Genomic DNA, 13,793 nt, shown 5'->3' with positions numbered 1-13,793 from the left:
TGAACTTGAGATATTTTGATAACCGCTATTCTTATAAAAATATAAAAGAGAGTCAGTATGTGGGAGTTGGTACAAGCGGGTGGTTGGTTGATGACGCCTATCGTGGTGTGCTCAATATTGGCATTGGTTATCATCATCGAGCGTAGTCATACCTTACAGTTTAATAAAGTTGCCCCGAGTAGGTTGCGCGAACAGCTAATCACACGCTTACGTGAGAATGGGGATATTGGTCGTACACAGCTGATGAATGTCAAAGAAAAAACACCTTTGGGAGATATTTTAGCGACAGGGCTGCTGTATCGTCAATATGGCTTAGATTCGATGACGATGCATATGCAAAACCGCGCTAGCGTACAAGTGCATCAGTTAGAAAAAAACATCAATATGCTTGGGACCATAGGGGCGATTGCGCCACTACTGGGTTTGTTAGGTACGGTATTAGGCATTATTTCGTCATTTTTGGCGATTACCGATGGCGCAATGCAAGACCCAACGATGCTTGCTGCTGGTGTGTCACAAGCGTTGATTACGACTGCTGCTGGTATGATCGTGGCTATTCCAGCACTGGTTGCCTATCGTTATTTTCAGCGCCGTATTATCGATATTAATGCCCAATTTGAGACGCAAGCGGGGCTAATGATTCAAGAGTTGTATGATTATCATTTGCTGGAAAATACCTCTACTGCTGGTTTGAATGTGCCTGCACATCGTGCGCCATCGGATGACGTTGTAGATCACGAGTATGCAGTGGATGGGTTAAACTCAAATAATGGTGTTGCTCTCACTTCTTAATATTTGTGACTGTTCAGCAGGCCCTAATAATCCATCAAGCACATGAGTATTCAGTAAATTAAAGAGAGTGATATGCGCTTTAGAAAACCGACTGTTGAGCCGCTCGAAATTAACTTGACCCCGATGATTGACTGTTTATTGTTTTTGATCGTATTTTTGCTGTTAGCAACGTCGTTTAATCATTTTAGCCGTTTAAATATTATTCTTCCTGAAGCTGAAGGTGTCGCGCTGACAGAAGAGAAAAATAGTATCGAAGTGGCAGTACAAGAAGATGGCAGTTATCTGGTGAACGGTATTACGCTTGCCAGTAGCAATGAGGCAGAGTTGACCAGCATGCTACAACAAGAAGCAGGCAGTAATCGTGACATGCTATTTGTTATTGCTGCGGATGCCAATGCCACCCATCAATCGGTTGTACGAGTGATGGATATTGCGGGTAAACTGGGATTTTTGAACCTTAATATCAGTACGGTCGTGCCACTTGGTCAGCCGTTACCGCAGTAGCCTATAACTACTTTAGTGCCATTGATGCCTTTATAACACTGTGATTTTAGCGCAGTCCATTCATATTATGACCCCCAAATTGAGGCTTTTATGAGCCAAGCATATCAACCTGACTCTGCAAAAACTGCTGCTAAAACATTATCAGCAGAGCCGTCAAACATACCTAAACATAAGACCTTGCTGCGTTTGCTGAGTTATTTAAAACCATATTGGTGGGCATTAATGCTTACTGTGGTAGGCTTTGCGATTAATGCAGCGACAGAGATTTGGATTGCCAAATTACTTCAATACATCACCGACGCCATTAATCAGAGCGATCAAAGCAAACAGGATTTATTTCCATTATTGATCATTGGTCTATTTTTTGTCCGCGGTGTTGGTAGCTTTTTGGGTAATTATTACTCTGCTCTGGTCTCGCGTAATTTGGTATATGAGCTGCGGGTGGAAGTCTTTAATAAATTGCTTCGTCTGCCAAGCTCCTTCTACTTGGCCAATCCTGCTGGAACCATTTCATCCAAGCTGATATTTGATGTTGAGCAAGTCACCGCAGCCAGCACAGACTCTATGAAGACGCTACTGCGAGATGGTTTGACTGTCGTGGCCTTGATAGGCTTCTTGCTTTATAGCAATTGGCGTTTGACGTTAATTTTGTTTATTGTGCTACCGCCCATATTGTGGCTTATTCGTGTGGCTTCAAAGCGTTATCTAAAGTTGTCTAAGGGCATTCAAGAGACGATGGGTGATGTCAGCCATATTACCAATGAAGTTATCGGTGGCTATCAGGTTGTCAAAAACTATGGCGGTCAAGCATACGAAGCCGCACGCTTCGATAAAACATCAAAAAAGAACTTACGCCAAGGCATGAAGGTCGTTGTGACCAATAGTATCAATACACCAGCGGTACAGTTGCTAATGGCGATAGCCATGTCAGTTGTGGTGTGGCTCGCACTGCGCCCATCGGTGATAGACAATATCTCAGCGGGTGAGTTTATCTCGTATATCGCTGCTGCAGGATTGCTCAGTAAACCGGTGCGCTCACTGACTGATGTGAATCAAAAACTGCAAAAAGGGATTGCGGCAGGTGAGTCTATTTTTGCATTGCTAGATGAGCCAGAAGAAACAGATACTGGTGTGCTTAGCCCTACTTTGACAGGTGAAATTAAGCTGGATAATGTCAGTCTGGTTTATCCTGATTCGACGGTCGCTTTGCGTGACTTTACATTAGATGTAAGAGCGGGTGAGACGGTTGCATTGGTAGGGCGAAGTGGTGCTGGTAAATCATCTTTAGTCAATTTACTGACGCGTACCTTATCGACTTCTTCTGGGCAAATTACCTTGGATGGCATACCGATTGAAGACATTAAGCTTGAGAGCTTACGGGCGCAGATTGCGATGGTCAATCAACAAGTAGTCCTGTTCAATACCACGGTATTTAACAATATTGCTTATGGTGGCTTAGCCAGTAAAACCCAAGCTGAAGTTGAACGCGCCGCAAAAGATGCTTTTGCCCATGATTTTATTATGAAAATGCCAAATGGCTATCAAAGTGAAATCGGTGCTGAAGGTTTGCAACTCTCTGGCGGGCAGCGTCAGCGCTTATCGATTGCTCGTGCGCTATTAAAAGACGCGCCGATTTTAATTTTAGATGAAGCAACCAGTGCGTTAGACAATGAGTCAGAGTACTACATTCAACAAGCGCTTGATAATGTGATGAAAGATCGTACGACGTTAGTCATTGCACATCGATTAACCACTATTGAGTCCGCAGATCGTATCGCAGTGTTAGATAGTGGTCAAATCGTTGAGTTAGGCACGCATGATGAGCTGATGCAATTGCAAGGTCATTATGCACAAATGTATGAGCGCGATTTTGAGTAGATTTATGTATCGCTATCTTGCAACACTCTTGCTGCACTAAAATAATAGGATAAGTAGCCAATAATAATGAGCATTGAGACGACAGTGACGCGTGCCTGGCAACGTCAAGCCGCTTGGCTATGGCTATTGCTACCTATTAGTTGGTTGTATGGACTCATCACCACGCTGCGTCGTCAAGCTTACAAATCTGGGCTGTTAGAAAGTTATCGTGCGCCTGTTCCCGTTATGGTGATCGGTAATATCAGCGTGGGTGGTAGTGGCAAAACGCCATTGATTATTGCCTTGGTTGATTATCTACAAGAACGGGGAATAAAGGTAGGTGTTATTAGTCGTGGTTATGGTGGTGATACCAGTCAAATGCCCGCTTTGGTCGATGCCACCAGTTTGCCCAATGTGGTAGGGGATGAGCCTTGTTTGATTGTTAATATGACAAATGCGCCCATGGCAGTATGTCCTGATCGTAAGCAAGCAATTATGACCTTGTTAGCTGCCCATCCTGACTTGCAATTCATTATTGCCGACGATGGCTTGCAGCATTATGCACTGCAACGTGACATTGAATGGATTGTGGTCGATTCGACACGAGGCTTTGGTAATCAACAGCTCTTGCCAACAGGGTTTTTACGTGAGCCCATGTCACGCTTACAGGGGGCAACTGTTATCTACCATGAGCCACTAACAACAGATTCAGTTGATAATAACAAAGATAATAGCAGTCTATATCGAGCCAATCGCTTGACGATGCATCTAGAGGCGAATGCTCTGCAACTCTTATGGCAACCTACTTTATCTTATTCTCACATTGATTCGCCTAAAAAGGGCCATAAAGTACATGCGGTGAGCGGTATTGGTTATCCGCAGCGGTTTTTTGATACTTTAAATTCGCTTGGCTTCGATGTCGTTGGACATGCTTATCCTGATCATTATGATTTTGACTTGGCGGAATTGTTGCAGTATACCGAATATCCAATCGTAGTAACCAGTAAAGATGCGGTAAAAATGAGAGCGTTGCTGTCGAAAGCCACTACTGATAAAGCGCTAAATGATGAGTATCAAGAGCTGATAAACAGACTATGGGTACTGCCAGTAACCGCCGAACTCTCTGACAGCTGTTATGATAATCTGCAGCAGCAGCTAAAGAAGCTAGGTATTGATATCGAAAACAATGACAGTACCAATAACAATAATAAAGCAAATAATAAATGATGCTTTAAACCGTATAAAAATTGCTATAGGAAACCCCATGTCGTCAGTAATTATACCTGCCAAAACTCATATTGTTATCCCTGCTCGTTTTAAGAGCACACGGCTGCCTGGCAAGCCATTACTAGAAATACATGGTAAGCCGATGATTCTTTGGGTTGCTGAAAAAGCGCAAACAGCGCACTTCGCTGATGATATGTGCATTGCCACAGATAATGACGATATTGCCAAGGTATGCATGGATGCAGGGTTTGATGTGGTGATGACCAGTAGCGAGCATGCTTCAGGCACTGACCGTTTGGCAGAAGTAGCCGCCATCAAAGGATGGGCTGACCATGATATCGTGGTCAATATGCAAGGTGATGAACCGTTAGTGCCACCGTTATTATTAGAGCAGGTGCAGGCACTTTTGGTCGCAGACAGTGATAGCGTGATGGCGACTTTGTGTGAGTCTATCGACGACTATGAGACCTTTATGCGCTCATCAGTGGTAAAGGTTGTCAGTCAACAATCTAATGACTTGCAACGTGCGCTTTATTTTAGCCGAGCGCCCATTCCTTGTGATCGTGATATCGTATTGTCCAATGACGATCATAGAAACCCACCAAAAAATGCTTATCGTCATTTAGGGCTATACGCTTATCGCGTCCGTTTATTACAGCAGTTTGTGCATTGGCCGCAAACACCACTTGAGAGACTTGAGAGCCTAGAGCAGTTACGCGTTTTAGAAAATGGAGAGCAAATTGCTATTGCAGTTGCTGCTTGTCATCTACCAGCAGGGGTCGATACGCAAGAAGATTTAGACCGTTTAAATGCCATGAGCTTGACTGACTTTCAGAGTCCAATTGGATAAATAGCCTAAGCAAAATACTTCATCTAAAGCGTCATGAACACGCTATATCCTGAATAATCAAGCGAAGTTATAGGACGTTAGCTATGAGTGATAAGACGCAAAATACAGGCACAATGGATACCACAGACCACATTTATTTTGCAGCGTTATTGCCATGGCAGCAAAATCTGTGGTTGCAATTGACCAAGCGAGTTTTGACATCACAGCAATCTTTGCCACATGCGCTATTAGCCGCCGGTATGCAGGGTATGGGCAAGCGGGCTTTTGTATGGCGTTTGGTCGCTTGGCTGTTATGCCGTGAGCGTGACAGTCATCCAACAGGGGCTTGCGGCGCATGTGAAAGTTGCCAGTGGCTAAGATCTGGTACGCATCCAAGCTTACAGGTATTGCCACTGATCAGTATGCCAATCAGTGCAGACAATGCTGATAATAAAGAGAAATTAAGTAACGCTGCAAAAGATAAAAAATCACCCAAAACAGCCAGTAATAGTGCTCTTAAGATTAAAGTGGATGATATTCGTAACTTGCAGCCTTTTATCTACCAAGGTGGTCAAGGTATGCGTATCTGTGTGTTAGACCATGCAGAGCAAATGACGATTGCCGCGGCTAATGCGCTACTCAAGACCTTAGAAGAACCACAAGCTCAAGTCCATTTATTTTTGATCAGTGATACTCCTGCGCAATTACTGCCCACCATTAAAAGTCGGGTGCAGCAGCTGCCATTGCAGACCATTCAGCCTATGATCGCCGTTGACTATGTGACACGGGCGCTTGGCTCTACGGTCAATCGTGAAGCAGTCGGTACGGCTGCGATTGAGCAGCTTATCCAATTGGCAAATGGCGCACCTTTGGCAGCGATAGCCATGGCACAAGCTCCATGGTACAGCAAACGTGCGCTATGGTTGACGACGTGGCAGGCATTGCGTAGTGGTAAACGTAGTAGTGTGGCAGCCAGTGACTATTGGCAAAACCAACTGAGTATCACAGAATTTATTCAGCTGTCTGAGCTGATGCTACTTGATATGCGCCGTGTTTGCTTAGGGCTTAATGAGCTTCAAAAAGACGTCAATCTATCCGCTGTATTAGAAAAGCATCCACCTGATAATAATGGCTTAGCGCTTTTTTCTAGTAGCTTACAGCAGACAAAAATCGCTCTGCAACAAAATGTGCAAGAAAAATTTGCCTATGATAAGCTAATGCAAGAATTGGCTTGCTTATAAGAAAATCCGCCTTAATAGCAAATAAAAATACCAAACTTAATGAAGGAAGCTGACTATGGCCATGCCAGGACGCGGCGGGATATTAACCTGCCATATTGAAAATATCGAAATGTTATATGCCAGCTACTTGTCCTTTGTCAGTAATGGCGCATTATTTGTGTCATCCAATCAGGCTCAGCAGCTAGGTAACGAAGTATTTATCGCCATCACTTTACCCAATTCTAGCGAGCGTTTACCCATGAATGGTAAAGTGGTTTGGATCAATTCTAAAACTCAAGGTGGTCGACCGGCAGGTTTTGCTGTACAGATTGGAACTGATATTGCAGGTCAAAGAATTAAAAACGAAGTTGAGCGGTTATTGGCGGGTAAAATAGACGGTTTGCAGTCTACGTATACCATGTAATTATTAATGGTACTTGTAATGGTTTTGATAAGTGTTAGACAACTATTACTAAATAAACAGTGTGGAAAAAGCCGCTTTATATATCGATAAGGCGGCTTTTTTATAATGAGCATAAGACTAAGTAAAGCCACCATACATTTTAATAACGCGGTGGCACATACATATCATCTGGGATAGGTTCACGGTAGTATTCGTCATCGCGTTTGCGGTTGGGTAGCTCAACTTCGTCACGAGGTATTTCTTTATAAGGGATTTGTTCGAGTAAATGCGCAATACAGTTTAGCCTTGCGCGCTTCTTGTTATTGCCCTCAACTACCCACCATGGCGCTTCAGGGATATGAGTGCGTTCAAACATGGTTTCTTTTGCTTTGGTGTAATCTTCCCACCGCCGGCGTGATTGTAAATCCATCGGTGAGAGCTTCCACTGTTTAAGTGGGTCATATATTCGACTCATAAAGCGCGCATGTTGCTCATCATCAGTAATAGAAAACCAATATTTTACTAAGCGAATGCCTGATCGTACTAGCATGCGTTCAAACTCAGGCACCGACTGAAAAAACTCTTCATATTGTGCATCGGTACAAAAGCCCATCACGTGCTCAACCCCGCCGCGGTTATACCAGCTACGATCAAACAATACGATCTCACCTGCTGCTGGTAAATGCGCGACATAGCGCTGAAAATACCATTGTGTTTGCTCGCGTTCCGTTGGGGCAGGTAAGGCTGCAACACGGCAAACTCGCGGATTTAGTCGCTGGGTAATGCGTTTGATAGCGCCACCTTTACCAGCAGAATCCCGCCCTTCAAAGATAACGACGATGCGCTCACCGCGATCAACCACCCAATCTTGCAGTTTTATAAGTTCTCGCTGTAGGCGTACCAATTCATGGAAGTAAGTGCGCCGATCCAGTTTTTCTTGCTCGCTTATCTCACGTCCGTTAAAACGAAAGTCACGTGCATAATCATCTATTTCATTTTCTAGTTCTTCATCATAGGTATCGATTAAGTCTTGGTGCATTTTTCGACGCAGTTCATCGTCAAGAATATCTTTTTCGATGCGTTCAGAGAGGAGGGCTTGTTCCTGATTGTACCGATCTAAATCCTCCTTAGTCGTTAGAGATTGAAAATCAGTGGTTGTGAGGGGTGCTGTCATCACCAATTTTTCAGAGCCAAAAATGACTTGCCTCATTTTTTTTAATAAAACTTTTGTCTTACCCATAAATATTACCTTTGTGTGGCGTATCGGCTTTTTTGAGAGGCTGTTATCTAGGTCATTTCTATCATAACAAAGTACAGACAATAAAAAATGCCCTTTAAATAAATTAAAGGGCATTTTTTATTGACACATATATGCTGATTAAAATAATAAGTCAGCGTGTCTTTTTAACCTAAAAGTCATCAAACTTATTTCTCTAAGATACAAGTAACGCCCTGACCACCCGCTGCACAGATAGAGATAAGTGCGCGACCTGAGCCTTTTTGATCCAAAAGCTTGGCTGCAGTGGCTAGGATACGACCGCCCGTTGCTGCAAAAGGATGGCCCGCAGCCAACGATGAACCATTCACGTTTAGCTTACTACGATCGATAGAACCTAGTGGTGCATCTAGTCCTAGACGCTCTTCACAGAATGTCTCATCTTCCCAAGCGGCTAGTGTTGATAACACTTGTGATGCAAAGGCTTCATGAATTTCATAAAAATCGAAATCTTGTAGTGTCAGGCCAGCGCGTTCAAGCATACGTGGTACGGCATAAGCAGGTGCCATTAATAGCCCTTCTGTGGTGCCAGATTTTCCGATGAAATCTACCGCTGCTGTTTCTTGATGAACGATATAAGCCAATGGCTTAAGACCACGCTCTTTTGCCCACTCATCGGTTCCTAATAGGACACAAGAAGCGCCATCCGTTAGCGGTGTAGAGTTGGCTGCTGTCATCGTTGGGTTGGCATTCTTTTTACCAAACACAGGCTTTAATTTAGCCAGTTTTTCTAAAGTAGTATCAGGACGCAAGTTGTTATCGCGCGTTAGACCTTTGTATGGAGTGATTAGGTCATCGAAGAACCCTTCATCATAAGCGCGCGCTAGGTTCTGATGGCTGTTAAAAGCAAGCTCATCTTGTGCTTCACGGCTGATATTCCACTCAAGTGTGGTGATGGCCTGATGGTCACCCATTGATAAACCAGTACGTGGCTCGCCATTTTGTGGTGAATCGATTAAGTCTTTTGGATTTAGACCCATTAGCGCTTTTAGGCGCTGTTTATTGTTTTTAGCCGCGCCCAGTTTGATGAGTACTTTACGTAGACCATCACCAATCGCGATCGGTGCGTCAGAGGTTGTATCTACGCCGCCAGTGATGGCTGAATCAATAAGTCCAAGTGCGATCTTGTTGGCAGAAGCAAAGGTCGCTTGCAAGCCAGTACCGCAAGCTTGTGAGATATCATAAGTTGGCGTGTGTGGGTTCAGTGCTGTGTTCAATGTTGCTTCACGAGTCAAGTTGATATCGCGGCTTAGCTTCATAACAGCACCAGCAACCACTTCGCCCAACACTTCGTCTTGTAGATTATAACGTTCAATCAAGCCATCTAACGCTGCTGTCAACATGTCGGTGTTACTAACATCAGCGTATGAACCGTTCGAGCGTGCAAATGGAATACGGTTACCACCTAAGATAGCCACGCGGTTTTGACCGGCAACAGCTTTGGTTTTACTGGTTTTTTTGGCAGCAGATGCTGGCTTTTTCGTAGTAGAAGCTGCTACTTTATTGTTCGCTTCTGTTTTGTTAGAAGACTCTTTATTATTAGATGTATCTGTGGCTGTCGTACTTTTAACTTTTTTAGCAGGCGTTTCTGTTTTGGTGCTGTCTGATTTATTATCAGTAGATTTTGGGGCAGTGGCTTTTACGACTGTGCTTTCAACAACAGGGCTATCAGGGTGATTGTTTTTATTACTCATAATATTATCCTTAAAAAATATGGGTAGAAGAAAAAAGGAGGCTAACAATAATAAAGCTAATAATAAAAATGGTTAAATTAGAAAACTCAATAATCGAAAATAAACAAGAAGCAAATGTTATCACTTATTACGCAGCATAGCTGTTTACGATAAGGCATTTTTACGACCTTACTGTATATCTTTGGCAAACTATGTGACGCTTATCTAAGGTCGGTATTGGCTTTGAAAGACATCAATATGACTTTCGTAGACTGGCTAGTATCGATTATTGGCATTGCATAACGATAGATTTGATAATATATTGTTATCAATAATTGTATTTGCTATAACTTATAGGTCTGATTTTAGCACAATGCGGTGATTTTTAAATCCAGAAAAAGTGACCGTCTTGTATACTGGCTTGTTTACAGATTGTTGTAGACATTATCGGTTTTTGGACTTGTTTAAGCTGGCAGTGTATAGTTAGGCCAGCTTTAGACTCATTTACTAAATATCAATAATGATGAGGTTATTGAGTCTATATAATAGGCACATTACATTTTTTATTATTATTATTCTAACCGTTCGTTATAGGGATTATATTATGTCAGACCGTTATGGTGATTTTGTTCAGTCTTCTATTGGCAAAAAAGTGGCCAAAAATTTGGGTTTACCGTTACCCGTTACCCTTGATCGCTTCGAAAGCGGTGAGCCTTTAGTACGTGGTAGTGTATTGGTTGGTCGTGCTAAAGGTGATGATCAAAGCGTCAGTGAGTCCGTTGCGCGGATTTTGTCAGACGTACATGCTGATGTTTATGTAAACAGCAGTGATGATATCAAAGATGCCCTTGCTGATGCAGGCATTGAAGCAAAAGCCAATACGGGCGGCGATGATAAATTTAAAGTATTGCTTTTTGATGCAAGCAATATTAGCAATGCCGATCAATTAAAAGAAGTGTACGAATTCTTCCATACTGTGGCTCGTCGTGTAGAAAAGTCTGGTCGCGTCATTATTATCGGCCGCACACCAGAAAATATTACTGACATTGATACAGCTTTGGCTCAGCGAGCGCTTGAAGGCTTTGTGAAGTCTGTTGGTAAAGAATTCAAACGCGGTATTACTGCACAGCTTATCTATGTTGAAGAAGGCGCAGAGCAAAACCTAGATTCAACTTTACGCTTTTTCACCTCAGCTCGTTCAGCTTATGTCTCAGGACAAGTCGTACGCGTTAGTAAAGGTAGTAATGTCGATGTCGATTGGACACAACCTCTTGGTGGCAAAACCATGCTGGTGACTGGTGCCAGTCGCGGTATTGGTGAAGCAATTGCCCGTGTGTTGGCTCGCGAAGGCGCCCACGTTATCTGCCTTGATGTACCGCAGCAGCAAGCAGACCTACAAAAAGTGGCTAGCGAAATTAGTGGCTCAGTATTGACCGTTGATATCACCAGTGATGATGCTGGCAAACAAATCGCCGAAGCCGCACAAAAGCGTGGCGGACTCGATTCAATCATTCATAATGCTGGCGTTACTCGTGATAAGACATTGGCAAATATGGACGAGAAGAAGTGGGACATGGTTATTGATATTAACCTAGGTAGTATTGCTAGGCTGAATCGCTACTTGCTAGACAACGACGTATTAAAAGACAATGCACGTATCGTTTGTGTGTCATCAATTTCAGGTATCGCTGGTAACATGGGTCAGACCAACTATGCGACTTCTAAAGCAGGCGTTATTGGCTTGGTCAATGCTACGGCAAAACAGTTAGAAGACAATGCTAAAGGCATGACAATTAATGCAGTGGCACCAGGATTCATCGAAACACAAATGACTGAAGCCATTCCGTTCGCTATTCGCGAAGCGGGTCGCCGCATGAACTCAATGAGCCAAGGCGGCTTACCAGTAGACGTGGCTGAGACCATCGCATGGTTGGCTTCACCTGCTTCTGGTGGCCTAAATGGTAACACTGTCCGCGTCTGTGGCCAAAGCTTACTTGGTGCATAAGACCGATTTATCAATGAGCATATGTGGTGAATAATGAGAGGGTAGTTTTATGATGTTTTTCTTCGTTTTTGACTTCTCTCACATATGCTTACGAAATAATTGCTGATAAATTGTAATAAAGCTGCCCAAGGGTGGCTTTTTTATGATAAAAACACAGAGAACCCTTAGCCAAATTGTTTTTTGCTGTGAGAGTTGCTTATATGGTCTAAGACCATGCCTATGAATTGTGCCTAGTTTAGGCCTAATATTAGTGGTATCGCTCAATTATAGGCTGTAACCAATCACGTTATAGCATCTTTAGGCGCACCAAGAAAATTTGCTCAAGCCCCACTTAGGATTTACTTATGTCAGACACCCATTATGACGCGTTGCCAAAAGCACACACTACCTATGCCAATATCGTCAAAAGCTTATTACCTATTGGTAACGGTAGTAAGGTCGGTAAAGATGAATTGCCGCAGGCCACCTATTACGTCGATGATCTGCATATCGATCAGGACAATCTGAACGACTATCGTAAAATTTGTGGATTTGCTGATGATGGCAAAATACCAGCCACTTACTTCTCGGTACTATCGCAAACTTTGCAGATGAATATGATGGTCAAAGAGCCATTTCCATTTGCTATGTTGGGTCTGGTACACGTTGACAATAGCGTCACGCAGCATCGTCCTATCGGTGAGCGTGAGACAGTAGCAATGTCGGTCACTTTTGATAATTTACGTGACCATGCCCAAGGTCAGCAATTTGATTTTGTCACTACCGTTAAATCAGAAAATGAAGTGATTTGGGAAGGTACGTCAACTTATCTAGCACGCAGCAAAAAATCTAGCAGTAGTAAAGACAAAAAAAGCACGCCGCGTCCAGTTGCCGTTAAACCAGAAGTAGGTAAAAAAGACGTACATAGCATTTTTGAAGTACCAGAAGATATTGGTCGCCGTTATGCCTTTGTTTCAGGTGACTTTAACCTGATTCATTTGCATCCACTATCAGCACGTGCCTTTGGTTTCCCTAAAGCGATTGCGCATGGTATGTGGTCAAAAGCTAAGTGTCTTGCTCTCATGGGTGAGCTACCTGATGCTTATACCATCGATGTCTCATTCAAACTGCCTATCTTTTTGCCAGCTGAAGTAGAGCTCATCGCTCAGCCAGTAGAACAGCTAAACAATGTAGGCGATACCTGTGACTTTGGGCTGTATAGCTCTAAAAACAGTAAGCCACATTTGGCTGGTGTTGTGACACTAAATAGCGAAAGCAAGTAGCAAGTACTGTATAGCGTCTCAAAGCCTATATCTTAATAACCATATTTAACGAACATATTTATCATTATGACTTCACAAAACAATGCGACAAGCACCGATCAAGCTGATAGCTCAGTATCTATTGATACAGCAGCTGCCAACGATAACTTTGCCACTGATACTTTAGGCAATGAAATTTTCGATTCTGATAATGGTGTTGATTTGGCTGCTTTTTTTGAGCCGTATTTTCGTCCAGATGCCAACACTATTGTATGCGGTGCGTTAGATGACGAAAAAGTTGTCGCATTAGCAAAATCTGGTGTGGAGTTGGTGATTAATTTGCAGCCAGACGATGAGTTAAGCTTTGATGAAGCAGCAGCGGTTGAGCGAGCAGGAATGAGCTATGAGCATCTGCCTATCAATGGTGCTGCAGAGCTAAAGCAACTTAAAATACTGGCATTTGATAATATATTGCGTCAGTATCATGGTAAAAAGATTGCCATGCATTGCGGATCTGGCAATAGAGTTGGGGCTGCGATTGCGCTACGGGCAGGCTGGTTGCGTGGACGTAAGATGGATACTGCTATGGAGCGTGGACGTAGTCACGGCCTGACCAAGCTTGAACAAGAAGTGCATAATCGTTTGCTAGTACCGCGATAAAGTATCATTATGATTGAAGAGTAAAAAGGCGACCTATAGGTGGCCTTTTTTATTGGTCAATAATTCATTTATACTGGTTCAACTATTTTTACAGCTTACTTACACC

12 protein-coding genes are annotated in these 13,793 nt (G+C 43.2%); 10 read left to right on the top strand and 2 right to left on the bottom strand.

The annotated features are described in order from the left end of the window. Positions 1-57 precede the first annotated feature (57 nt). From JFC10_RS05540 to JFC10_RS05510, 7 genes are all read left to right on the top strand, one after another. Positions 58-792, top strand: a complete 735-nt coding sequence (locus JFC10_RS05540) for a MotA/TolQ/ExbB proton channel family protein (RefSeq protein WP_198332024.1) — start codon at positions 58-60, stop codon at positions 790-792. Positions 793-864: 72 nt separating this feature from the next. Further along, positions 865-1,296, top strand: a complete 432-nt coding sequence (locus JFC10_RS05535; RefSeq protein ID WP_025651795.1) for an ExbD/TolR family protein — start codon at positions 865-867, stop codon at positions 1,294-1,296. A gap of 90 nt (positions 1,297-1,386) precedes the next feature. Continuing rightward, positions 1,387-3,174: a lipid A export permease/ATP-binding protein MsbA gene (msbA, locus tag JFC10_RS05530; RefSeq protein WP_198332023.1), complete on the top strand. Its 1,788-nt coding sequence runs from the start codon at positions 1,387-1,389 to the stop codon at positions 3,172-3,174. Between the two features lie 66 nt (positions 3,175-3,240). Beyond that, the gene (gene lpxK / locus JFC10_RS05525; RefSeq protein ID WP_198332022.1) at positions 3,241-4,380 is read left to right on the top strand and encodes a tetraacyldisaccharide 4'-kinase; all 1,140 of its coding nucleotides are present in this window, start codon (positions 3,241-3,243) and stop codon (positions 4,378-4,380) included. Between the two features lie 37 nt (positions 4,381-4,417). Further along, positions 4,418-5,230: a 3-deoxy-manno-octulosonate cytidylyltransferase gene (gene kdsB, locus JFC10_RS05520; RefSeq protein WP_198332021.1), complete on the top strand. Its 813-nt coding sequence runs from the start codon at positions 4,418-4,420 to the stop codon at positions 5,228-5,230. 83 nt (positions 5,231-5,313) lie between these two features. After that, positions 5,314-6,450, top strand: a complete 1,137-nt coding sequence (locus JFC10_RS05515) for a DNA polymerase III subunit delta' (RefSeq protein WP_198332020.1) — start codon at positions 5,314-5,316, stop codon at positions 6,448-6,450. A 55-nt stretch (positions 6,451-6,505) separates the two neighbouring features. After that, a complete protein-coding gene (locus tag JFC10_RS05510) occupies positions 6,506-6,853 on the top strand; it encodes a PilZ domain-containing protein (RefSeq protein WP_198332019.1) in 348 nt (115 codons plus the stop codon). A 139-nt stretch (positions 6,854-6,992) separates the two neighbouring features. Here JFC10_RS05510 and ppk2 read toward each other — a convergent pair whose 3' ends face one another. Together ppk2 and JFC10_RS05500 are read right to left on the bottom strand one after the other, a co-directional pair. Continuing rightward, the gene (gene ppk2 / locus JFC10_RS05505; protein WP_265089988.1) at positions 6,993-8,072 is read right to left on the bottom strand and encodes a polyphosphate kinase 2; all 1,080 of its coding nucleotides are present in this window, start codon (positions 8,070-8,072) and stop codon (positions 6,993-6,995) included. Between the two features lie 185 nt (positions 8,073-8,257). Beyond that, positions 8,258-9,802: an acetyl-CoA C-acetyltransferase gene (locus tag JFC10_RS05500; RefSeq protein ID WP_198332018.1), complete on the bottom strand. Its 1,545-nt coding sequence runs from the start codon at positions 9,800-9,802 to the stop codon at positions 8,258-8,260. A gap of 583 nt (positions 9,803-10,385) precedes the next feature. On the opposite strand from JFC10_RS05500, the gene JFC10_RS05495 reads away from it, so the two are divergent. From JFC10_RS05495 to JFC10_RS05485, 3 genes are all read left to right on the top strand, one after another. Continuing rightward, entirely contained in the window at positions 10,386-11,786 is a 1,401-nt protein-coding gene (locus tag JFC10_RS05495; RefSeq protein ID WP_198332017.1) for a 3-oxoacyl-ACP reductase, read from the top strand. Positions 11,787-12,130: 344 nt separating this feature from the next. Further along, positions 12,131-13,048: a MaoC family dehydratase gene (locus JFC10_RS05490; protein ID WP_198332016.1), complete on the top strand. Its 918-nt coding sequence runs from the start codon at positions 12,131-12,133 to the stop codon at positions 13,046-13,048. A 66-nt stretch (positions 13,049-13,114) separates the two neighbouring features. Next, complete coding sequence (locus JFC10_RS05485; RefSeq protein WP_198332015.1) at positions 13,115-13,687, top strand: beta-lactamase hydrolase domain-containing protein; 573 nt, start codon at positions 13,115-13,117, stop codon at positions 13,685-13,687. Positions 13,688-13,793: the final 106 nt, after the last annotated feature.

Source organism: Psychrobacter aquimaris (assembly GCF_016107525.1).
In the GTDB taxonomy this organism is placed as follows: Bacteria; Pseudomonadota; Gammaproteobacteria; order Pseudomonadales; family Moraxellaceae; genus Psychrobacter; species Psychrobacter aquimaris.
The sequence above is the reverse complement of the archived record's forward strand: the minus strand, read 5'-3'. Positions and strand labels throughout refer to the sequence as shown.